Origin of the sequence: Phaeobacter sp. PT47_59 (genome assembly GCF_028890025.1) — a bacterium.
Classification (GTDB): Bacteria; Pseudomonadota; Alphaproteobacteria; order Rhodobacterales; family Rhodobacteraceae; genus Phycobacter.
In genome coordinates, this window is sequence record NZ_JARCJL010000017.1 from 70,602 (window position 1) to 92,272 (window position 21,671).

Below are 21,671 nucleotides of genomic sequence, written 5' to 3' on the forward strand. Positions count from 1 at the left end.
TAGCGTGCGGGCAGCTGTCCGGACGACGGAACAAGGGGATCACATGCTCAAGCACGCCGCCGCATTTTCCGGTCAGGGCCTGCTGGCGCGGGTGCTGCGCTCGGCTTCCTGGCTGATGATCGGCTATGGCGGCAGCCAGGCCCTGCGCCTGGCGGCCAACCTGATCCTGGCGCGGCTGCTGTTCCCCGAGGCCTTTGGGCTGATGGCGCTGGTCACCGTGGTGACCGTGGGCCTGTCGCTGTTTTCCGATGTGGGGATCGGCCCGGCCATTGCCCAGAATGCCCGCGGTGACGATCCCGATTTTCTGAACACGGCCTGGACCATACAGGTGATCCGGGGCTTTGGCCTATGGGCGGCAACCTTGCTGCTAGCCTGGCCTGTCGCCTGGCTTTACGAGGCGCCCGATCTGATGCTCTACCTGCCCATCGCGGGCAGCGCCCTTGCCATCGCAGGTTTCAACCCGACCCGGATCGAGACCGCGCACCGCCATCTCCTGGTCGGGCGTCTCACCGCGCTGGAACTGGCGGCACAGGCGATTGGTGTGGGGTGCATGGTGCTATTGGCCTGGGCCAGCGGGTCGATCATCGCCCTGGTTCTGGGCGGTGTCATTCAGGCAGGCGCCAAGCTGCTGTTGACCCACTATGGTCTGCCCGGAGAGCGGAACCGTTTTCGTTGGGAGAGAAAAGCCGCTCAAGAGCTGATCCGCTTTGGCAAATGGATCTTCCTGTCGACCGCCTTCTGGTTCCTGACCTCGCAAGGCGACCGCGCGATCCTGGGACGGTTCGTGCCGCTGGATGTGCTGGGCATCTACAATATCGGCTATTTCCTGGCCAGCTTTCCCATGCTTCTGGGCCATGCGGTCAATCAACGGCTGATGATCCCGGTCTATCGCGACAAACCCGCCGACGGCCCGCCCGAGAACCGGCGCAAGCACCGCCTGCTGCGCGCGGGCCTAAGCGCGGTGATCCTGTCCATGCTCTTGCTGATGGCCTGGATCGGCCCCTGGCTGACCGATCTTCTTTATGATGACCGCTACCGGCAGGCCGGAGAGATGATCGTGCTGATTTCCCTGGCGCTGGCCCCGGCGGTGATCACCATGACCTATGACCAGGCGGCCCTGGCCGCAGGTGACAGCCGGGCGTTCTTCGTCTTCACCGCAAGCCGCGCCGTGCTGCAGACGGTTCTGTTCCTGCTGGGCACGCTATGGTTTGGATTGCCCGGCGGCATTGCGGCATTGGGGCTGGCGATGATCGCCGCCTATCCCGTGCTGATCTGGTTGGCGCGCCGTCATGGCGCCTGGGATCCGCTGCACGATCTCATCTCGGCTTTGATTGTTTCCGTGATTGGCGGAGGTGCCCTGTGGTGGCATTTGCCGCAGGTGGCCGAGCTGATCCGGGCACTTTCCCCCTGACAGCGCGACCTGATCAGGCGTCTTGTCCGCCCCGTTTCGGTGGCTCCATTTCCGGGATGGTCACCACCGGCAGAAGGCCGGTTTCCCGTTTCATCTGCGCGGCCGAGCGCAGCACGGGTTTTCGCAACTCCATCAGAAAGGCCACCACCATGGCCAGGAACAGGCTGGCGGCAGCCCCCAGCATGGCCTTGCGCTTGCGCCCGCCGGTGACCGGATAATCGGGCAATGCCGCGGGTTCCAGCACCGTCAGCCGTTCGGACTGGCGCGAGGTTTCTAGGCGGAAACCGATCTCCGCCTCGCTGCGGCGCGCCCGCATGATGTCCAGTTCCCCCTGCACCTGCTGCTGGCGGCGCTCATAGGCGGCCAGTTGGCGCTCTACCTCCGGCGTGGTTTCCAAGGCCTGTTCCAGCTCGGCCTTGCGCTGGTTCAACAGGTCGCTTTGCGCCGAGAGGGTGGCAAGCTGCTCCTCGAACTCCTGCAACATCCGCTGCGCGGTGGCGGGGCGTTCGCTGGCCACCGCCTGATCGGCGGCGCGGCGGATCTGGATCTGTTCGCGGGCAATATCCAGAAGCGCCTCGTTCAAGGTCGCGATTTCCGCCTGGCGGAATTCCAGCGCACCGGGCTGGGCCACGTCGTTCTTGGTCCGGAAGGTCGCGATTTCATCTTCCAATGCGGCGAGATCGTTGGCCAGGGCGGCCTCTTTTGCAGCAAAGAAGTTCAGCGTCTCGCGGGCCTGTTCGATGCGGGAGTTGACGCTCAGCTCGATGGTCCGGCGCCCGAATTCCGCCGCAACGGCCTGGGCCTGCTCGGGGCTGGGCATGCGCGCGGTGATGGTCAGAACCGCAATGGTGCCGTCATCGGCAAAGCCTTCGCGCACCGCCGCGACACCGGTAATGGTGACATTCTCACGCACCCGGGTGACCAGTTCGGATGGCCTCAGTTCCGGCATGTCGGCGTATAGACCGAAGGTCTCGACGATCTCCAGAATGGTGCCGCGCGCCATAAGGCGCTGTTCGATCAGCTGCATCCGCCGCGCGGTGGAGCCTTCTACGGTGGATTTCGCCAGATCGTCGGCAATGGTGGGCTGGGCGACCTGGATCACCTCGGCGCTTTCGTAAAGATGCTGCTGGCGGGCAGCAAACCACAGCGATGCCAGGCTACCCAGAAGGGTGACGGCAAGGATCACCCGCAGCCGACGGCGCAGCATGTCCAGAAAGTCCTGCAAGGAGTGGATCGGGCCCATTCAATCTCTCTTCACGATACGTCGCTTGGCCGGTGCCGAATGCGTCTTTCGGCATGGCGTTTCATGTCTCTTCATCATGGCAAACGGGCAAAACTTTGACCGCCAGGCGAAAGTTATGCGACGGCGGCAGCCCCGTCTGTGGCCCGGCCCCGGTTCAGTACCACGCCCAGCAGCGGCGCATGCCCTGCCAGGATCCCCTCGCAGGCCGCCAGATGTGCGGCGGTGGTCTGGGTGCCGTCCGAGATCAGCAAGACCCCGTCCACCTGCGGCAGGAAGGCCGCCGCATCATCATATTCCAGCATCGGCGGCAGATCAAAAAGCACGGTTTCCGCTTCGGTCTGTTCGATCATGTCATCCAGAACCGCAGCGCTGCGGCTGTCGTGCAGGATTTCCGCCGCGTTTTCGTCCCACGCCCCGTTCAACCCCACCGCCAAAGTCTCGGTCGGGCGGATCAGCGCCTGGTGCAGCGGACAGTCACCTCTGAGCAAGGCTGCCATATCCTCTGGCCCTGCCACCCCCAAAGCGTCAGCCACACCGGGGCTGCGGAAATTGAGATCCATCAGGATCGTGCGGCTTGAGGGCACGCGGGCCAGGCTGAGGGCCAGGTTGACCGCACTGAAGGTGGAGCCGCAACCCGAGGTCGGTGCACAGATCGCCACACGGGTCCAGCCGCGCGCCTTTAGCACCTGCAACAGACGGGTGCGCAACAGATCAAAGCTGCGCGCGGCCGGGGCGCCGCGGCAGGCAGAGGCAAGCGGAACTGCAGCCCGGCTTGGCTGCTCGGGGTCAAAGGCGACCCGCTCCAGACGGTCCCATAGCGCAGGCAGGGTCGAGGGCAGCGCCAAAACCGGGTCGGCAGCCAAATCATGGGTCAGGTCCAAGGGTTCAGCCAGATCCTCTGCCGGGCGGCGCGGCTCCTCCACGCTGTCAGACACAGGCGTGGCCTGCTGATGCGCGCGACGGCGGAACTTCTTGAAACCCTGTTGCGTCATGTCTTGCCTCTAAATCCCCGCATCCGATGCGCCGACAGGGTATCAATCCCGGTGTTCCTCATCGCCAGAAACCAATAACCCAAAACCAATGGTAGCAGTTTGACCGGCCGTGAAAAGATCAGCTGCAGCGCCCTATCGGCAGCACAGTGAAGCACCGATGCATTAATATCCCGTGCCCTTGGCCACCACACCGAAGGTGCGCCAGATCAGCTTCATGTCATTGGCTAGGCCAAGGCCGCGGCAGTATTCGGAATCCGCAGCCGCGCGAAAGGCAAAGGTGCTTTCGTTGCGGGCCGAGACCTGCCACAGCCCGGTCAAACCCGGCTTCACATCGAAATAGTCACGCGGATCACCATAAAGCGGCAGCTGATCGGTCATCATCGGGCGCGGGCCGACAAGGCTCATCTCGCCCTTGATCACATTCCACAGCTGCGGCAGCTCATCCAGCGAGGTGACGCGCAGAATACGGCCCACCGGCGTGATGCGCGGGTCGTTCTTCAGCTTCTGAGTCGACTCCCATTCGCGTTTCAAAGCCGCATCCCGCTCCAGATAGTCCTGCAGGCAGGTATCGGCATCGCGCACCATGGTCCGCAGCTTGAGAATCCGGAAGCGTTTTCCATTCTGCCCCAGGCGCTCTTGCGTATAGAAGGGATTTCCGCCTTCGATGACCAGGGCCAGCGCGCACAAGAGCATCACAGGCAGGGTCACGGGGAGCGACAGCAGGGTCAAAGCAAGATCCAGAGCGCGTTTTCCGCCCCAGGCGTAGATCCCGTTCCCGGCGCTTCTATGGCCTGCCCCTTTGGGCAGATTGGCACCTTTGAGAAGCCGCCAATTGGTCATGTCGCCAGAAGCGCCCCGGTCCGCCAGGATCCGACCGACCCCGCCCGGGGCCGAGGAGGGCAGCACAACCCCGTGGGAGTGGGTGATATCACTCCCGGTCAGGAGGAAATCAGTATCTGGTCCCCTGTGCAATAGATCCTTCATGTCGACCCCCATCATGTTCCGGCCCACAACCGTGGTACCCTGCGGATTTGTCACGATCTGCTGGTCCGGCGCGGCAGCTGCCGGTGATAAATCTCCGTGTCGGTGATCTGACAGAGCCCGCCCCCACGGATCTGCCCCTGCACCGCACCCCCTGAGCGACCTCAGGAAATGATCGCATTTGCGATACATTCTATTTAATACATTTTTAGACAAAATGCTGAGGATTCACGGAAAATGGTTAAGATGCCGCATTTCGCCGGATCCGCCCCGTGCAAGCAGAAACAATCCTGAATTGCCCGGGGTTACTGTTGTCCAATTGAAAACACCGCCTGAAGAATCAAGCCGCACGTCACGATGATCTGGCCGATGGCTCGGGGTTCATGGTCACCTGTCTGGAGTGCGAATTTTTTGGGCCTACAGCCCAGTGCGGTCAGCCCGTCCTGCGGAACTTTCCCGGGCTTTGCCCCGTCCAGCGCTTGAAGGCATCGTTGAAGGAACTCAGCCCACGATACCCAAGCAGATGGGCAATTTCCGCCAACACCAGATCGCTGTCGCGCAGATAGGTCTTGGCCATCTCCAGCCGCAGGTTTTCCAGAATGGCGAAATAGCTGGTCTCCTGTTCGCTCAGTTTGCGTGACAGGGTCCGGGGGCTCATCCCCAGATCGGAGGCGACGGTTTCCAACGCGGCCGTACCCGAGGCCAGGCGATGCGAGATACGCTGCCGCACCTGGGCGACCAAATCGGCGCGCCCCAGTCCCGCGTCCTCCAACCGTGCATCCGCACAGCTGCGCAAAATGGCATGTAACCTGGCATCCCCCGTCGCAAGCCCCGCGGATAGATCATCCGTCACAAAGCGAAGCCGGTTTACCGGCGCCTCGAACTGCGGCTTGCGACCAAAGAATGCCTCAAGCTCCTGGCTGACTGTCGATCGACCATGGCAGAAACTCACCTCTGCCGGAATGATGCGTTTTCCACAGGCCAGTCGCAGGTTCGCAACCAGCAGCGATGCAAGGAATTCATGATACTGGCCCATGGGTTCACCCCCGGCCGCATGCCCCCATTCCATGATCCCGGACCGATCAAGCGAGCTGGTATCGAAGAACAGCTTCTCTCCGAAAAGCGGCGCGTAGCGCGACAGGGTTGTCAAAAAGCCACCAAGATCGGGCGCCGACAAGGCAAGGTAGCCCAGGAGCCCGGCCTTTCGCAGATCTGTCTGCTGACCGAGGTGCAGCCCGAAGGCAGGGTCCAGGCTGATCTGCGCGGCGCGCTGAAAGAACGCTGCCACCGAAGCGATATCCGCCACCGGCTCTGCCTGAGCAAGGATCGCCTGGCCAAGACGCGAGGCGCTGAAGACCGTGCTGGCCGGATGGCCAAGCTCCAATAGGCGCTCCGCAGCACAGCGAACAAAGATGGCACTTTCCGTGTTTTGCCCCTGGTTCATGACAGAACCCACCCTTATCACAACACTCATTCAACCATAATCGTGCACCGCCAGCCGCACGCGATATTGCAACACCGCAAAAGGGTTGCGGTTCGTTACCAACCGACGGGCGCCCGATCCGCCGCAAGCCTGCCTGTTGCACGCCCGCCCCTTCTAAAGCCCTGAACCGTGCAAGCCCCGGGTTGAGACCCGCCCATGACCAGCACCACGTGACCCGCACCATCGATTGAACGTCGACCCACTGCCGTTTCCGAAGAGTAGCCGAAGCCCGCGCTCAACCCAAACGAAACTCCCCCAGCGCCCCCCTTCTGTCCTTGGTTCAACGGCACAGTGGGCTACGCCTTTCAGAAGGGGTGCCTGATCTTTTGGATCAACCTCCTCGCCTTTTGGGCAGGGCGTACGACCTGACACGGGCAACCGCCCCTGTGGCGCTTGCCAGCGGGTGGGATTCGGGTGTTTATGCCGGGATCCCTTCACAGAACAGGATATCCGGCAGAGATGAGCAGACAGGACAAACCGCTCGATCGTCCCGAAACTTGGATCGCTGCCGACCTGCAGGGCGCGACCTGTAGACTATGGGCGATGTCTGGCAGGTCGATCAAGGCGCGAAACCAGGTCACGCTTCCGGGCGGGATCGCAGATCCTGCGCTTGCCGAGACCTATGTCGACCTATGCCACATGCTGGGCGCCCGCGCCGATCTGCCGCTGATTGCCTGCGGCAGTGCCTTGACGCCGCCCCAGCCTGTCCCTGCCCGCCCCGATCACCTGTCCCCGGCCTCTGTGCATGACAGTGCGGCGATGGCCCTGCCGCAAGAGGCCAGCCTCTATGTCACGCCCGGCCTGATCCAGAAATCCCCGCCCGCCGCGATGCAGGGGGCCGAGACGCGTATTCGCGGCTTCCTGTCGCTGAACCCCGGATGGGACGGCGTGCTCTGCCTGCCTGGCGAGACCACTCACTGGGCCTTGATCAGCGCCGATGAAGTGGTCAGCTTTCAGAGCTTCCTGACCGTCGGACTGGTGGAGGCGACCCTGCAGATGCTTGGCCTCAAGGACGCGGATTGGTCATCGCAGCGCTTCAACGACAGCCTGGCCGATACCCTCTCCAGACCCGAACTGACAGGGGCCCGGCTGGCCGAGGCAAAAGCCGCATTCACTGTCGCGACCCATCTGGCCGCGGATAGCGCGGGGCAGATCTGGGGAGCCTTGCTTGGGGCCGAACTGGCCGCAGCGCGCGCCTATTGGCTGGGCCAGAACCTGGCCGTGATCGGATCCGACAGGTTCCTGCGGCCCTATGAAACCGCGCTCCGCACGCAGGCCATTCCGGTCACCGTCGCGGATGAGGAGCGCATGACAGTTGCCGGGCTGACCGAGGCCTGGCGTCAGATGGCTGGCTGAACTGGACACGCTTGAACAGGGCGAGGCTGAACAGGGCGAAGCCAAATCTCGGCAGTGATCGAGCAAATGCGGTGAAACCGGGCCTCTCCCGCGCCAGCAGGTGCCCGGGCTACGCCCGCCCCCCTTGGCTGCCTTGGGCCCGGCGCCGCGCTCTGCGCGGCGCCGGGCCCAACGGGCTGATGCCTCTTCCCTAAGAGGCGGAAGCCGGGCGGGAGCCGGGCCCCTACTGTACCAGTGCTTCAGCTCTTGTGACGTGCGCCTTTTGAGGGTGGCATTTCCGGCGGGCCCGCAAAACACTGGGCGATCTCCATCCAGCGCATCGCGGCAGGCCCTGCAACCTCAAGCCCGGTGTCCGCTATGTTGCGCACCTGGGTCACCACCTGGGCGAATTCCACCGCCGAGCCGCGCACCGCGTTTCCTTCCTGCGCCTCGTTCCACTCCCAGACCGCCCCCGAAGGACCGGTCAGATGTACGAAAGGCGCAGGCTCCGGTACCTCTTCCTTGCGGTTGAGGAAGGTCCAACCGTAGGTCGCAACGCCAAGGTGGGCGATATTGCGGATACGGTCCTGCTCCGACCGCTCAAGACCCAGAAGATCAAAGACCTCCTGCCCGTGCGCCCAGGTCTCCATCTGCCGCTCGGTGATCGACGACAGCGCGCTCATATCCGGTCCCACCCATTTGACCCGAGCCTTTGGATCGGCTGCGGCAAAGGCATCGGCACAGCTCTCGGCGCCGGTCTTCCAGGCCTCAAACAGCGCCCTGCCAGATAGCCCATCGAGCCAGGGAAACTGGCATTCAAGGATCGTCTTGCCCGACTGCATGTCCCGAACGATCGGACCGATGAAGGCGGCAAAGGCCTCTTCCCCCTTCAGCGAGGTTTCGGCAGCCACGTTGAACAGATGCAGATGGCCCAGCACATGATCGATGGTCCAGTCCTTGAACAGCGTCGGCCGGTGAAACGCCTCCTCCGGCAAATCTTCCAGTATCGCCGCCAGCGCCCGGCTTTCGGCGCGAAAATCCTCTGCCTGCTGCATCGCTGTCTTCCTCCCTGTCATGTTCCCCTGCGTCGGCCCCTGCATTGCGCAATTGAACAGACCGACCGTTCTGTTTTACGATTCCCGAAGAAGAATAGGCCCAGAGATCCCCGAATGGCACCCAAAACCACAGCCAAGAGCGCAGACCAACCCGACGTCACCAGCCGGGCCGACCGAACCCGGCTGCGGATCTTTGATGCGGTCACCCACTGCCTGGATCGCTTTGGCTATGCGGAGACCTCGATCAACCGGGTGCAGACCACGGCGGGCGTGTCGCGTGGCGCGCTGACCCATCATTTCCCCAGCAAGGAAGAGATGATGGTGCGCACGCTGGAACATCTTCTGGCACCGGTGCGCGGCCCGGAACAGGCCGGTGAAAGCGCGCATATGCTGCGCAAGGGCGGCAAGAGCAGCACTCTGCCCGAAGAACTGCACCGGCTTTGGGCACGGGTGATCAATACCCGCGAAGGGCGCGCGGTGATGGAGATCCTGGTCGCCTCGCGCACGGATCAGGCGCTCAGCAGCCGCATCACACCGTCGCTCTGGGACTATAACGATGCCTTCAACCGCAATATCGCCAATCTCTACACTGCCCCCTCGGGCGAGGATCTGGCGCTCCTGTGGTCGATCTGCCGCAGTTTTATGCGCGGGCTGCACAGCCAGTCCCCCTATGAGCGCGACCCCGAAATCATCACCAAGATGGTCGATCTCTTCGGGCGCATCATGGCCCCGCACCTGGCCCCGAACCCCAGCAGAAGCCAGGCGTCCGCCATCGAAAAGGAGTAGCCCCCATGCAAAGCCCCTTTGACACCGAAGAGCGCCGCGCCTTTCGCGACACCCTGCGCGCCTTTGTGGCGCAGGAGATCACCCCCTATTGTGATGCCTGGGATGAAGCCGGAGAAATCCCCTGGGCGCTGCACCAGAAGACCGGCGCGCTGGGGGTCTGGGGCTTTGGCATCGCCGAAGAGCACGGCGGACTTGGCTTTGACGACTGTTTCATGCGCGCGGCCTACGCCGAGGAAATCGCCCGCTGCGGCGCAGGCGGCGTGGCAGCGGCCATGGGCGGGCGGCAGATCTCGCTCGATCCCATCGCGCGGCTCGCCAGTGAAGAGATCAAGGCCCGCGTGCTGCCCGAGATCATATCGGGGCGAAAGGGATCCTCGCTGGGGGTGACAGAACCCGGCGGCGGCTCGGATGTGGCCAATATGACCACGACCGCGCGGCGCGATGGCAATCATTTCGTGCTGAACGGCTGCAAGACCTTCATCACCGGCGGCATGACATCGGATTATTTCGTGATCCCCGCCCGCACCGGGGGACCGGGGCTTGAGGGCATCTCGCTGTTCTTCGTGGAGGCGGGCATGGCAGGCTTCAGCCGCAGTGCGCTGGATCGAAAGATGGGCTGGTGGTGTTCAGACCAGGCAACCCTGTTCCTGGAGGATGTGCGCCTGCCCGCCGATCATATGATGGGGCCGGAGAACCGCGGATTCGTGGCGATCATGGAGAATTTCAACCTCGAACGCATCGGGCTGATCGCCGGTATGCTCGGCATGATGAAGACCTGCCTTGAGGACAGTATCGCCTGGGCGCAGGAGCGGCAGACCTTTGGCAAGCCGCTGATCCGCCACCAGGCGATCCGACACAAAATCGCGGATATCTCCGCCCGTATCGACGCGGTCGAGGCCTATCTCAATCAGATCTGCTGGCAGGTGAATGAGGGTCGCATGCCGGTGGCCGAGATCTGCAAGGCCAAGGTCTTTACCTCCAAGGCCTGCGAGTTCTGTGCCTCGGAGGCGATGCAGATCCTGGGCGGCGCCGGTTACCTGCGCGGCAACCGGATCGAGCGGATCTACCGCGAGGTCAAGGTTATGGCCATCGGTGGCGGCTCGGAAGAGATCATGCGCGACCTGGCGGTGCGCCAGATGGGGCTTTGACGGCGACACCGGCACGGCCGCGACGCAAAAGCGGATACAAGCTTTCTTCAGGAAGTTCTCCTAAACCCGTCGCAGCCGCGCGCGACAAGAGGGATTCGGAGTGACAGGGAAGAACTGCAAAGCCTGCAAGAACGGTGCGACATTCGATATTCCGATCACCATGGCGTTTCAGCCCATGCTGGCCATCGGCGCACAAAAGGTCTTTGCCTATGAAGCCCTGTTGCGCGGAAAGGATGGCGCGGGCCCGCGCCAGGTCTTTTCCCATGTCACGGCCGAGACGCTCCATGCCTTTGATCAGACCTGCCGCACCACCTCGATCGAGCTGGCCACCGAACTGAACCTGGCAGACAGTGGCGCGCTCTTGTCGATGAATTTCCTGCCCAATGCGGTCTACGATCCCAAGGCCTGCATCCAGCTGACGCTGGAAACGGCCAGGAAGACCGGCTTCCCGGTGGATCGCATCATGTTCGAATTCACCGAAACCGAACGCGTCGATACCCAGAAGCTGCTGGAGATCCTGGCCACCTATCGCCGCCTGGGGTTCAAGACCGCGATCGATGATTTCGGCGCCGGATATTCCGGGCTGAAACTGCTGACCCTGTTTCAGCCCGATGTGGTCAAGCTGGACGCCGGATTGATCCGGGGGATCGACAGCTCGCGTGCCAAACAGGCGATCGTGCGCAATTCGATCCCGATGCTCGAGGAGATGGGTATCCTGATCGTCTGCGAAGGGATCGAAACCCAAGAGGAATATGACACCCTTTACGACCTTGGCGTCGACCTGATGCAGGGCTACCTCTTTGCCAAACCGGGTTTTGAAACCCTGCCCACGCCGCATTGGCCCAGCCATTCGAAACAGGGTAGCGAGCAGAGCGTTCCCATCAGATTTTCCCGGTAGATTCTCCAGGTAGATTTTTGACGGATTTCGTCCGAATTTGATCCGTGTCACATCGGGACTGATTTTCGACGGGTAACAATGGTCTTGCGGTTGACCGCCAAAGGCCCTGCGCCTGCGTCAGCATGAGAATACGACCCTTTTCACTCGCCCAGTATCTGAGGCAAGGCAGCGGGTGACGGAACTTGAAGAGGACCAACAAATGTACAGCATGAGCGAATCCGGCGATTGGACCAACGAATTCAATTACACGCAAACCAATGTCGCGGAGATTCAGCCGGGCCACACCGTGAGCGGCACCGTCGGGGGCAGCGACGCAGGTGACCTCATCCGTGTCTCACTGGCCTATGGTCAGCCCTATACCTTCACCCTGCAGGGGGAGGGCGTCTCCTTTGTCATGCTCGACGATGGCGTTGCTGACCCGGATGCGGACATCGATGGCAATACGATGACCTTTACCGCCGAGCACCCTTCGGATTTCTACAATATCCGCGTCACCGGCAATGGCAGCTATACGGTCGCCATGGAAGGTTTGCCTGCCGACTACCTCGACGATGAAGACGATGGCGAGCTGAGCGGTGCGCCGACCCTTGCCGACGACAGCACGATCACCGGGGTCATCAATGGCAGCGGTCGCGAGGGTGAAACCGACTATTATGCGTTCTACGCGTTCGGTGGCATGGATTATTCCTTCTCGATGGCCCAGACAGACTCCCCATATGGCGCCACCTCCGGGGGATACCTGCAGATTCTGGATGAGGATGGCGAACCCGTCAGCGGCGTATCGGGTGGCAGCAGTGCCTGGGACGGCGCGGATATCTCCTTCGCCCCCAGCCTGACCGGGACCTATTACCTGGCAGCCCAGACCTATTTCAGCTTCTACGGCGCCTATACGATCGAAAGCTATTCGAGCGCAGCGCCGACCGACCAGGCCAGCCTCGCCTCGATCACCGCATCCGAGGCGTCCGGGGCCACAACAGTGACCCTGCGCGTCACGGTCGAAAACGCCCGCGAAAGCGACGTGACCGGCACGGTTTCGGTGAACGCAGTGGACGCGGACTATTCGCAGGCCGTCAACAGCTATGAGGCAGGCTTCACCTTGTCTGCCGGGCAAACCTATGTCGACGTGGTCGTGCCGGTCGGCACCAGCTCGCTTTACACGGAAGACACGATCTTTGTCGGTAGCATCGCCGCGATCCAGGGGCTTGGCATCGATCAGGGCTTCCTGGCCTCCGACACCTTTGTCAGCGACACCAACACCGACCCGACCAATGGCGATGACATTCTGATCGGCACCAACGGGCGCGACCGCATTCTTGGCCTGGGCGGAGACGACGAGATTTCCGGCCTGAAACAGCGCGACGTCCTGAAAGGCGGCGCCGGTCAGGACACGTTGAATGGCGGAAGCGGCAATGACAAGCTGTTTGGCGGCAGCGGCGGTGACGTGCTGAACGGTCAGAAGGGCAACGATTTGTTGATCGGCGGCGGCGGGGCGGACACCTTTGTCTTTTCCGGCGCCTTTGGCAACGACAGGATCCGCAACTTCAACGCGAACAGCAATCGCGAAGACATCGATCTGAGCGGCATCGATGAGATCACGGGCATGCGCGACCTGCGTCGCAACCACATGCGCGAGGACGGGGATGACGTGATCATCGAGGATGGCAATGGAAACTCGATCACGCTCCTGGACGTCGATATCTCGGACCTGGGCTCGGGCGATTTCATCTTCTGACATCGCGCATCGGTCGCCTTGACGGCCGGTGCTCCAGATCTTGTGCAGGCGCGGCGGCCCGGGTGGCGGCCGCGCATAACCGTTCTGCTGCGTCCCGCCTGGCCATGCCTCAGCTTGGCCTTAACGGGCGATCACGATATCGGCGCGCAGCCCGCCCAGTTCACTGCTTTCGCCCAGGCGCAACGTGCCGCCATGGGCGCGCGCCACATCGACCACGATTGCAAGCCCCAGCCCCACCCCAGAGCCAAGGTTCTGATTGCGCGCCGAATCCAGCCGCGTAAACGGGCGTATCGCCTCCCCGCGCTGATCCGGGCCGATGCCGGGGCCATCGTCTTCGACCCGGATCCGCAGGGATTTCTCCGTGAGTGAGACCGAAACCCGGGCCCGGGTGCCATAGCGCACCGCGTTGGACACCAGGTTTTCAATGGCGCGGCGCATGGACTGGCGCCGCAGCATCACCTCTCCGGAGCCGCTGATCTCCCCCAGCATCACATCCTTGCCCTGCCGCCGCCAGTCCTCGACGATCAGCTCTGCCATGGCGACCGGATCCACCGGTTCCGGCTCCCCGGTCGAGGCCCCACGGGAAAACTCAAGGAAGGCATCCAGCAGCGCCTGCATCTCATCCACATCCCGCAACAGCGGCTCGGCCTCCTCCTCGTCCAGCATGGCAAGGCCCAGTTTCAGCCGGGTCAGCGGCGTGCGCAGGTCGTGGCTTACCCCCGACAGCATCAGCGTGCGCTGTTCGATCTGCCGTTCAATACGGGCGCGCATGTCGATAAAGGCGCTGCCAGCCGCGCGTACCTCGGTGGCACCCCGCGGTGAATAGGGCAGCATCCGCCCCCGCCCAAAAGCCTGCGCCGCCTCGGCCAGCCGCTTGATCGGACGCAGCTGGTTGCGCAGGTAGATGAAGGCGATCAAAGCCATGAACAGGCCAAAGAACACCATGGTCACGATCAGCTGATGCGGCGCGGCAGCCGTCAGGCGCCGCCGGTCGACCCGCAGCTCCAGCCGCCCGAGATCGGTGCGCAGGAAGATCCGCACCTCGCGGTTGTCGGGAAACTGCGCCGCCAGAAATCCGGGCAGATCCTTTGCCATCTTGTCCCGCACCACCCGGCCGGAAAACTCGTACCAGGCCAGTAGATCCTGCGGCTCTGCCTCCTGCGGCTGCAGAAACCGCGCGCCCATCTGCAAAGGCGTCAACAGGGGCGCCAGGCGCGTCAGATATTCCACTTGGCTGCCCGCCCCCTGCCCCTGCAGTTCCAGAAGGCGGATTTCGCGCAGAACCGTCGCGGTCATCTGGGTGGTGACATCCTCAAGGTCGCGCTTAATGAAGACGATCGCCACCACCAGCTGCAACGACAGGATGGGGACGATCAGGATCAGCGCGGCCCGGCCATACAGGTTGCGCGGAGAATATTGTTTGAGCCTTTGCAAGAACATGGGCTAAGCCTACAGGCGCGCCAACAGACTGTGAAGGCACCATCAGGTCCGGGCGTGCAGCGAATAGCGAGGAGCACAAGGCAGATGCAGGCACCAGACGATTTCAACCCCGCCCCCGGCATCGCAGAGGAGCTGCAACCGGGCGTCCGCCGCATCCTGGCTCCGAATCCCTCGCCGATGACCTATCGCGGGACCAATACCTATCTGGTGGGGCAAAAGGACCTGGCGGTGATCGACCCCGGTCCGGTGATCGAGGACCATCTGCAGGCAATCCTGTCCGCCGTGGCGCCAGGACAGCGCATCACCCATGTGATCGTGACCCATGCCCATGTGGATCACTCCCCCCTCGCCACCGAACTGGCGCGCCGCTGCGATGTGCCCGTTTACGGGTTCGGCCCCGCCGAAGCCGGCCGCAGCCCGGTGATGCAAGAGCTGGTGCAACAGGGCATGTCCGACGGTGGCGAAGGCATCGATACGGAATTTACCCCCGATGTCACCGTCGCCGATGGCGATCGGATCACCGGGGACGACTGGACGTTGGAGGTGCTGCACACGCCCGGCCACCTTGGCAATCATATCGCGCTGGCGCTTGGGGATGCCTGTTTCACCGCCGATCATGTGATGGGCTGGGCCAGCTCGCTGGTCTCTCCGCCCGATGGCGATCTCACCGATTTCATGGCCTCCTGCCGCAAGCTGCGCGCGCGCGATTGGCGGGTGTTCTACCCGGGCCACGGCGCCCCGATCGACGATCCCGCAGGCCGTCTCGACTGGTTGATCGAACACCGGATGGCGCGTGAAGGCGCGATTCTCGACGCCCTTGCCGCTGGCCCTGCAACCCCGCGGGAATTGGCCCGCCGGATCTACACGGAAACGCCCGCCGCCCTATTGATGGCGGCCGAGCGCAACGTTCTGGCCCACCTCATCGACCTGATGGGGAAATCCCGCGTCAAACCCGAGCAGGAACTCTCTCCGACAGTGGCTTTCCGCCTGCAAACATGAGGTTGTCGGAGAGGAACTGCGACCAAGTTTTTTCGATTTTTCCGCCCAGACCCTCTGGACGCGCCGCAATGGTCCCGCTATATCGCCTGCACCGTTCCGGCGTAGCTCAGCGGTAGAGCAGTTGACTGTTAATCAATTGGTCGTAGGTTCGATCCCTACCGCCGGAGCCATAGAATTCAAGGGCTTAGCGCTAAACCGCTAGGCCCTTTTTCTTGTTCGAGCACAGACATTGCTACAGAGTGCTTGACCCGGTCCCGATTTTGGGGAAATCGGAGATCGCCAGGACATTTGTTTCCACTCCGGGCGACGCTTGGTTTGTTGTGCAACAGAGTTCATGCATTCGATGCGCTCCCAGAGGGCCGGTATACAGGAAATCTCGACGGGAATTCCCGCTCCTGGCGCTTCCTCACTGAGCACTCAGATCGCCCAAGATTTCATCGCCACGCACTATTATTCATCAAATCCATCTGATATTCTGAACTCCTCGTCCCGATCCCGTCATGATCGTGGACCTGGCCCGTGCCTTTACAAAAGCTGAAGCCATGAACGTGGATGCAATATTTGATGAGATGCTGGGGCCGGACGAAACCGTGCGCGGCCCCTATCAGAAGTTCAATCAGTGGTTCGCCGGCGAGGATCCGAAACGGTTGCGCGCCAAGCAGCGCGAAGCGGAGGAGCTGTTCCGTCTGACCGGCATCACCTTCAATGTCTATGGCCGTGCCGAGGCCGAGGAACGGCTGATCCCCTTTGATATCATTCCGCGCATCATTTCCGGCTCGGAATGGGCGCGGCTCAGCCGCGGGATCGAGCAGCGCGTGCGCGCAATCAACGCCTTTCTGCACGATATCTACCATGGGCAGGAGATCGTGAAGGCCGGGCGCATCCCTCTGGAAATGATTGCGAAAAACAGCGCCTTTGAGCCTTTGATGATCGGGCTGCGGCCGCCGGGAAACCTCTATACCCATGTCGTCGGGATCGATCTGGTGCGCACCGGACCGGATCAGTTCTACGTGCTGGAAGACAATGCGCGGACCCCCTCCGGGGTGAGCTACATGCTCGAGAACCGCGAAACCATGCTGCAGATGTTCCCCGAGTTGTTTTCGCAAAACCGGGTGCAGCCGGTGCAGAAATACCCGGCCCAGCTTCTGCGCTCGCTCAAGGCCAGCGCACCGGACGGGTTGGACCGCAAACCCACCGTCGCGGTGCTGACGCCCGGCATCTACAATTCCGCCTATTTCGAACATGCCTTCCTGGCCGATGAAATGGGGGTGGAACTGGTCGAAGGCCATGACCTGCGGGTGGTGGACGGGCGTGTCGCCATGCGCACCACCCAAGGTTACAAGCCGATCGACGTGCTGTACCGGCGGGTCGATGACGAATTCCTCGATCCGCTCAATTTCAACCCCGAGAGCCAGCTGGGCGTACCGGGGATCATGGATGTGTATCGCGCGGGCCGCATCACCATCGCCAACGCGCCGGGTACCGGCATTGCCGACGACAAGGCAATCTACAGCTACATGCCCGAGATCGTCGAATTCTACACCGGGGAGCGCCCGCTGCTGGAAAACGTGCCCACCTGGCGCTGCGCCGAGCCCGAGAGCCTGGCCTATGTGCTCGACAATCTCGAGGACCTGGTGGTGAAAGAGGTTCATGGATCGGGCGGCTACGGCATGCTTATCGGTCCGACGGCCACAAAGCGCGACATTGCCACCTTCCGTCGCAAGCTGAAGGCGCGTCCGAGCAATTACATTGCACAACCGACGCTCAGCCTGTCCACGGTTCCGATCTTTGCCCGCTCCGGCCTTGCGCCACGGCATGTGGATCTGCGCCCCTTTGTGCTGGTCAGCCCCCAGGGGATCGAGATCACGCCGGGCGGATTGACGCGGGTCGCGCTCAAGAAGGGCTCTTTGGTGGTCAACTCCTCGCAAGGCGGCGGCACCAAGGACACCTGGGTACTGGAGGCGTGATGCTGGGCAAGACCGCAAACGGGCTGTACTGGATGTTTCGCTACCTGGAGCGGGCCGAGAATGCCGCCCGCCTGATCGAGACCGGGCAGCGGATCGCGCTGACGCGGCTGGGGGCCTCGGATGAGGAATGGCGGTCGATCCTCAAGACCGCCGGCGTCGCCGAGGGGTTTGACGCGGCCTATGAGACCCTCACCAAGGATGCGGCCATCGATTGGATGCTGCGGGACAAGGACAATCCATCCTCGGTCATGTCCGACATTGCCGCGGCGCGCCAGAACGCCCGCATGGTGCGCACCGCATTGACCGAGGAAGTCTGGGAAGCCCTCAATGGCGCGTACATGCGGGCACAAGACCTGACCCAGCGCAAGGTGAGCGAGAGGGATCTGCCCGCCACCCTAGGCGCGATCCGGCAGGGCACGGCGCTGGTGCGCGGCGCGACCCATGGCACCATGCTGCGCAACGACATCTACGACTTTGCGCGCATCGGGACGTTTCTGGAACGGGCCGACAACACCGCCCGCATTCTTGACGTGAAATACTATGTGCTCTTGCCTTCGATCTCTGCTGTCGGCTCGGCCGTGGACAACGTGCAATGGGAGACGATCCTCTCCGCTGTGTCCGGGCGCGGCGGGTTTCGCATGGAATACAGCTCGGTCTCGGACCCGCGCGACATTGCCCAATTCCTGATCCTGGACCGGCGGATGCCCCGTAGCCTGAGTTTCTGCACCCGCAAGCTGCGCGCAAACCTGGGTTACCTGGCCTCTGAATATGGTCAGCGCCCCCCGTCACTTGCCAAGGTCGCGCATCTTGAAAGCACCTACCTGTCCCACGATATCGATGCGGTGTTCGACTATGGTCTGCATGAGTTCATCCAGAAGATGCTCACTCTGCTGGCGGATCTCGGTCGGCAGATCGAACAAGATTTCCGGTTCTACGAGTAAGCCATGCGCCTTAAGATCCGTCATTCCACCCGCTACGTATTTGACAACCCGGTCTCCTGGGGGCTCCAGCAGCTGCGCAAGACCCCCAAGACCGGGCATCAGCAATGGGTGCTGAACTGGGTGACCCATATCGAGGGCGGCAAGAAGGAGCTGCAATTTGAAGACCACCACCACAACACGGTTGAACTGATCAGCTTCGACCGGGACTCCACCGAACTGGTGGTGACCAGCGAAGGCGAGGTGGAGCTAAAGGAAAATCACGGTGTCGTCGGGCGCCATCCGGGCCCGTCGCCGCTTTGGCTTTATAGCCGTCAGACCCCGCGCACCCAGGCGGGGCCTCAGGTGAAGGCATTGGTGCGCGACATCAAAGGCGATCAGGATCTCGACCGGCTGCACGGCCTGATGTCTGCCGTGCATGAGGGGCTGCGCTACGAGGTCGGAGCCTCGCATCCTGATTGGACCGCCGAAGAGGCGCTGAGCCATGGCGCCGGTGTCTGCCAGGACCATTCCCATGTGTTCCTTTCGGCCGCGCGGCACATGGGTTTTCCGGCGCGATATGTTTCGGGCTATCTCATGCTTGATGACCGGGTAGAGCAGGACGCCATGCATGCCTGGGCCGAGGTTCATGTGGTCGGTCTGGGCTGGGTCGGGTTTGACCCGGCCAACGGTATTTCGCCGGATACGCGCTATGTGCGGGTTGCGACGGGACTGGACTACGAGGGGGCGGCTCCGGTAACTGGCACTCGGATCGGCGGCGCTGGTGAAGCACTCGACGTTCAGATCGAAGTAGCACAGCAGTAAAGGACTCCCATGACCTATTGCGTTGGCATGATGCTGGATCAAGGCATCGCCTTCATGTCGGACACCCGCACCAATGCCGGGCTGGACAACATTTCGACCTTTGGCAAGATGACCACCTGGGAGGCCCCTGGCGACCGGGTGCTGACCATCATGACCGCGGGAAACCTGGCCACAACGCAATCCGTGGTGAGCCTGCTGGATGAACGCACCAAGGCCCCGGATGAACGTGTGCCCACGCTTCTGGAAGTGCCCTCGATGTTTCAGGCCGCACGCCTGGTGGCCGACACCCTGCGCGAGGTGATCGCGCGGCAGGGCGAGGAAGGCCAGCGGGCCGACAGCACCTTCAACGCCACCATCATTCTGGGCGGCCAGATCGCAGGCGGACCGCCGCGCCTGTTTCTGATCTACCCCGAAGGAAACTTCATCGAAGCGGGAGAGGACACCGCTTTTTTCCAGATCGGCGAGATGAAATACGGCCGCCCCATACTGGTGCGCGCCTATGATCGGACATTGAAATTCGAAGAGGCGATGAAACTGCTGCTGGTCAGTTTCGACAGCACATTGAAGGCCAATCTCACCGTCGGCGCGCCCTTCGACTTCCACCTCTACGAAAAGGACAGTTTCAGAGAGGGTCACAAGGGACGTATCGAGGAAGATGATCCATTCTTCCAGAAAATCCGAACCGCCTGGAGCGCGGCACTCAAATCCGCCCTGGACGGCCTGGACGATTTCGAACTCTAGAAGCAAGGACTCCCAGGAAGGCATCCCCCCTCGCAAGGCGCGCGCAGCGGGCATTCTGGCAAAGACCCGATCGCCACGCCGTTGTCTGGCGTCGTCTGCTTTGATCCGACGGCACGGCTGTCAATCCGGCATGCCTGCCTGCGAACGAGGGGCGGTTGCTGCCCAAATCGCGTTTCGTCCGGGCTGTGAACTGATGCCTCAGTGGTCTCCGAGATCCGAGAAATCAGGGTCAGGCAGTCAGTTCCGCAGCAATGTCTGTGCTCGAAAAAGAAAACGGGCCTAGCGGGTTAGCGCTAAGCCCTTGAATTCTATGGCTCCGGCGGTAGGGATCGAACCTACGACCAATTGATTAACAGTCTGAGATTGCGAGCAAATCATGGTCCATTTGGGCTCATTCGGGGCGTACGACCCCTTGAAAACATAGCAATATCATCCCGGTAGCACCATCCAGGCCCACCTGGATCAATCTCAAACACTGTACTCGGGACTGTACTTTTCATGACCATATTCAAATTCACCGAGGCCCGTATCAGGGACCTCCCACTTGGCTCGGGCATCCATCGGGATACCGATGTGAAAGGGCTGATGTGCATCTGCCATAAGACCTGCAAGACCTTTGCCGTGCAAAGCGACGTCCGCAGAGAAAAGCGTCACGTTCGAACCGTGAGGGTCAAGATCGGACGCGCTGACCATATCCGACTGGCCGAGGCCAGAAATGAGGCCCGAAAACTCATGGCCACAATCCAGTCTGGCGTTGATCCTACGGCGGGGCCGGAGTCCACCGGCATCACGTTGGAACAAGCCCTGAAAGAGCATCTGAAGGAGCGTGAGCTGTCCGACGCCACGGTCAGGAATTACCAGTACCATATGGACAACTACCTCGGGCGTCTTCGGCGTCGTGCCGTGGCTGACATTACGCGTCAGGACTGCCGAGAGCTTTTGGACCAGCTCACAAAGCGTCACGGCAAGACCACGGGTGGTTCGGTCATGCGCACTGTTCGAGCTCTTGTGAATACGGCTCGTCGCCATGACGAAACGATTGGGGCAAACCCGGTTGATGCCCTTCGTGTCCCTGCAACCCCGAAACGGGAAGTCGGGGAACTGGACTTGGCAGATTTCTGGTCCACGACCGAAGCTATGTCTCCCTTGATGCGTGACCTGCAACGGACGTTTCTTCTGACGGGTGCACGGAGAACTTCCCTGCTTGGTGTGAAATGTGCCGACTTCGATGCTGACGCTGGCGTTCTGACCTTCACCCACATGAAAACCGGTGGGGCTTGGTCCTTCCCAACAGGTCGCTGGTTGACCGAAACCTTGAGGGCCAGAATGAAGGATGACGAGCCTCTAAACTCGCCTTGGCTTTGGCCTTCACCAGGAGCAGCCACCGGTCACGTTGCTGAGCCGAAGCGGGCTGGTGTTCCGTCTCCACACGCACTTCGTCACCACGCCAGAACGATGATGATTGCTGCGGGCGTGCCATATGCAGAAGGGGCGCTTCTGTTGGGTCAACGGCTTCCAGGGGCCTCTGGCGGGTATGTGCACCAGACGCATTTGGTTGAAGCCCTTCGGCCCCATGCTCAAGCCTTAGAGGATATGGTCTTGGCCAAGGCCGGTGTTGCGTGAATGATGGTACGATGCCTTAACACGTTGGCATATCGAGACCTTGCAAGCTGATAACCTGATTTCATCGCTGTCCATTTGGACGCACTTGGATATTG

The 21,671-nt window shown here is 62.0% G+C and carries 18 protein-coding genes and 1 tRNA gene; 13 read left to right on the forward strand and 6 right to left on the reverse strand.

Features of this window, described 5'->3' with window-relative positions:
* Positions 1-43: 43 nt before the first annotated feature.
* Positions 44-1,411: an oligosaccharide flippase family protein gene (locus PXK01_RS15240; protein WP_274860733.1), complete on the forward strand. Its 1,368-nt coding sequence runs from the start codon at positions 44-46 to the stop codon at positions 1,409-1,411.
* A 13-nt stretch (positions 1,412-1,424) separates the two neighbouring features.
* Here the strand turns inward: PXK01_RS15240 and PXK01_RS15245 are convergent, their stop codons facing one another.
* From PXK01_RS15245 to PXK01_RS15260, 4 genes are all read right to left on the reverse strand, one after another.
* Positions 1,425-2,654 carry a DUF874 domain-containing protein gene (locus tag PXK01_RS15245; protein WP_274860735.1) on the reverse strand — a complete coding sequence of 410 codons (1,230 nt, stop codon included), beginning with the start codon at positions 2,652-2,654 and terminating at the stop codon, positions 1,425-1,427.
* Between the two features lie 113 nt (positions 2,655-2,767).
* Positions 2,768-3,646: a CpsD/CapB family tyrosine-protein kinase gene (locus tag PXK01_RS15250; protein WP_274860736.1), complete on the reverse strand. Its 879-nt coding sequence runs from the start codon at positions 3,644-3,646 to the stop codon at positions 2,768-2,770.
* A gap of 162 nt (positions 3,647-3,808) precedes the next feature.
* Positions 3,809-4,486: a sugar transferase gene (locus tag PXK01_RS15255; RefSeq protein WP_446728457.1), complete on the reverse strand. Its 678-nt coding sequence runs from the start codon at positions 4,484-4,486 to the stop codon at positions 3,809-3,811.
* A gap of 574 nt (positions 4,487-5,060) precedes the next feature.
* Positions 5,061-6,071 carry an AraC family transcriptional regulator gene (locus tag PXK01_RS15260; RefSeq protein WP_274846425.1) on the reverse strand — a complete coding sequence of 337 codons (1,011 nt, stop codon included), beginning with the start codon at positions 6,069-6,071 and terminating at the stop codon, positions 5,061-5,063.
* A gap of 498 nt (positions 6,072-6,569) precedes the next feature.
* Between PXK01_RS15260 and PXK01_RS15265 the strand changes: the two genes are divergently transcribed.
* On the forward strand, positions 6,570-7,466 hold the full coding sequence (locus tag PXK01_RS15265) for a 2-dehydro-3-deoxygalactonokinase (protein WP_274846426.1): 897 nt from the start codon (positions 6,570-6,572) through the stop codon (positions 7,464-7,466).
* A gap of 239 nt (positions 7,467-7,705) precedes the next feature.
* Here the strand turns inward: PXK01_RS15265 and PXK01_RS15270 are convergent, their stop codons facing one another.
* Positions 7,706-8,500: a TIGR03084 family metal-binding protein gene (locus PXK01_RS15270; protein WP_274860738.1), complete on the reverse strand. Its 795-nt coding sequence runs from the start codon at positions 8,498-8,500 to the stop codon at positions 7,706-7,708.
* Between the two features lie 114 nt (positions 8,501-8,614).
* On the opposite strand from PXK01_RS15270, the gene PXK01_RS15275 reads away from it, so the two are divergent.
* The 4 genes from PXK01_RS15275 (at position 8,615) to PXK01_RS15290 (ending at position 13,064) form a co-directional block, all read left to right on the forward strand.
* Positions 8,615-9,286, forward strand: a complete 672-nt coding sequence (locus tag PXK01_RS15275; RefSeq protein WP_274846428.1) for a TetR/AcrR family transcriptional regulator — start codon at positions 8,615-8,617, stop codon at positions 9,284-9,286.
* Between the two features lie 5 nt (positions 9,287-9,291).
* A complete protein-coding gene (locus PXK01_RS15280; protein ID WP_274846429.1) occupies positions 9,292-10,434 on the forward strand; it encodes an acyl-CoA dehydrogenase family protein in 1,143 nt (380 codons plus the stop codon).
* 100 nt (positions 10,435-10,534) lie between these two features.
* Positions 10,535-11,332, forward strand: coding sequence for an EAL domain-containing protein (locus PXK01_RS15285; RefSeq protein WP_274860739.1), 798 nt, complete (start codon positions 10,535-10,537; stop codon positions 11,330-11,332).
* Positions 11,333-11,531: 199 nt separating this feature from the next.
* Positions 11,532-13,064, forward strand: a complete 1,533-nt coding sequence (locus PXK01_RS15290) for a calcium-binding protein (RefSeq protein ID WP_274860740.1) — start codon at positions 11,532-11,534, stop codon at positions 13,062-13,064.
* Positions 13,065-13,184: 120 nt separating this feature from the next.
* Here the strand turns inward: PXK01_RS15290 and PXK01_RS15295 are convergent, their stop codons facing one another.
* The gene (locus tag PXK01_RS15295; protein ID WP_274860742.1) at positions 13,185-14,504 is read right to left on the reverse strand and encodes an ATP-binding protein; all 1,320 of its coding nucleotides are present in this window, start codon (positions 14,502-14,504) and stop codon (positions 13,185-13,187) included.
* Between the two features lie 84 nt (positions 14,505-14,588).
* On the opposite strand from PXK01_RS15295, the gene PXK01_RS15300 reads away from it, so the two are divergent.
* From PXK01_RS15300 to PXK01_RS15330, 7 genes are all read left to right on the forward strand, one after another.
* Positions 14,589-15,503 (forward strand): MBL fold metallo-hydrolase, encoded by a 915-nt coding sequence (locus tag PXK01_RS15300; protein WP_274860744.1) that lies wholly within the window; start codon positions 14,589-14,591, stop codon positions 15,501-15,503.
* 95 nt (positions 15,504-15,598) lie between these two features.
* Positions 15,599-15,673 (forward strand) — tRNA-Asn (locus tag PXK01_RS15305).
* Positions 15,674-16,045: 372 nt separating this feature from the next.
* Entirely contained in the window at positions 16,046-17,470 is a 1,425-nt protein-coding gene (locus PXK01_RS15310) for a circularly permuted type 2 ATP-grasp protein (protein ID WP_274846447.1), read from the forward strand.
* Complete coding sequence (locus tag PXK01_RS15315; RefSeq protein ID WP_274846436.1) at positions 17,470-18,411, forward strand: alpha-E domain-containing protein; 942 nt, start codon at positions 17,470-17,472, stop codon at positions 18,409-18,411. Before PXK01_RS15310 ends, PXK01_RS15315 begins: the two co-directional genes overlap by 1 nt.
* A 3-nt stretch (positions 18,412-18,414) precedes the next feature.
* Positions 18,415-19,212 (forward strand): transglutaminase family protein, encoded by a 798-nt coding sequence (locus PXK01_RS15320; protein ID WP_274846435.1) that lies wholly within the window; start codon positions 18,415-18,417, stop codon positions 19,210-19,212.
* Between the two features lie 9 nt (positions 19,213-19,221).
* A complete protein-coding gene (locus PXK01_RS15325; RefSeq protein ID WP_274860745.1) occupies positions 19,222-19,953 on the forward strand; it encodes a peptidase in 732 nt (243 codons plus the stop codon).
* A 498-nt stretch (positions 19,954-20,451) separates the two neighbouring features.
* A complete protein-coding gene (locus tag PXK01_RS15330; protein ID WP_274860746.1) occupies positions 20,452-21,576 on the forward strand; it encodes an integrase arm-type DNA-binding domain-containing protein in 1,125 nt (374 codons plus the stop codon).
* Positions 21,577-21,671: the final 95 nt, after the last annotated feature.

Bases quoted from the DNA above. Each gene is read 5' to 3' on its own strand.
- PXK01_RS15240 (WP_274860733.1), top strand. From the start codon at position 44: ATGCTCAAGCACGCCGCCGCATTTTCCGGTCAGGGCCTGCTGGCGCGG.
- PXK01_RS15245 (WP_274860735.1), bottom strand. From the start codon at position 2,654: ATGGGCCCGATCCACTCCTTGCAGGACTTTCTGGACATGCTGCGCCGT.
- PXK01_RS15250 (WP_274860736.1), bottom strand. From the start codon at position 3,646: ATGACGCAACAGGGTTTCAAGAAGTTCCGCCGTCGCGCGCATCAGCAG.
- PXK01_RS15255 (WP_446728457.1), bottom strand. From the start codon at position 4,486: ATGACCAATTGGCGGCTTCTCAAAGGTGCCAATCTGCCCAAAGGGGCA.
- PXK01_RS15260 (WP_274846425.1), bottom strand. From the start codon at position 6,071: ATGAACCAGGGGCAAAACACGGAAAGTGCCATCTTTGTTCGCTGTGCT.
- PXK01_RS15265 (WP_274846426.1), top strand. From the start codon at position 6,570: ATGAGCAGACAGGACAAACCGCTCGATCGTCCCGAAACTTGGATCGCT.
- PXK01_RS15270 (WP_274860738.1), bottom strand. From the start codon at position 8,500: ATGCAGCAGGCAGAGGATTTTCGCGCCGAAAGCCGGGCGCTGGCGGCG.
- PXK01_RS15275 (WP_274846428.1), top strand. From the start codon at position 8,615: ATGGCACCCAAAACCACAGCCAAGAGCGCAGACCAACCCGACGTCACC.
- PXK01_RS15280 (WP_274846429.1), top strand. From the start codon at position 9,292: ATGCAAAGCCCCTTTGACACCGAAGAGCGCCGCGCCTTTCGCGACACC.
- PXK01_RS15290 (WP_274860740.1), top strand. From the start codon at position 11,532: ATGTACAGCATGAGCGAATCCGGCGATTGGACCAACGAATTCAATTAC.
- PXK01_RS15295 (WP_274860742.1), bottom strand. From the start codon at position 14,504: ATGTTCTTGCAAAGGCTCAAACAATATTCTCCGCGCAACCTGTATGGC.
- PXK01_RS15300 (WP_274860744.1), top strand. From the start codon at position 14,589: ATGCAGGCACCAGACGATTTCAACCCCGCCCCCGGCATCGCAGAGGAG.
- PXK01_RS15310 (WP_274846447.1), top strand. From the start codon at position 16,046: ATGAACGTGGATGCAATATTTGATGAGATGCTGGGGCCGGACGAAACC.
- PXK01_RS15315 (WP_274846436.1), top strand. From the start codon at position 17,470: ATGCTGGGCAAGACCGCAAACGGGCTGTACTGGATGTTTCGCTACCTG.
- PXK01_RS15320 (WP_274846435.1), top strand. From the start codon at position 18,415: ATGCGCCTTAAGATCCGTCATTCCACCCGCTACGTATTTGACAACCCG.
- PXK01_RS15325 (WP_274860745.1), top strand. From the start codon at position 19,222: ATGACCTATTGCGTTGGCATGATGCTGGATCAAGGCATCGCCTTCATG.
- PXK01_RS15330 (WP_274860746.1), top strand. From the start codon at position 20,452: ATGACCATATTCAAATTCACCGAGGCCCGTATCAGGGACCTCCCACTT.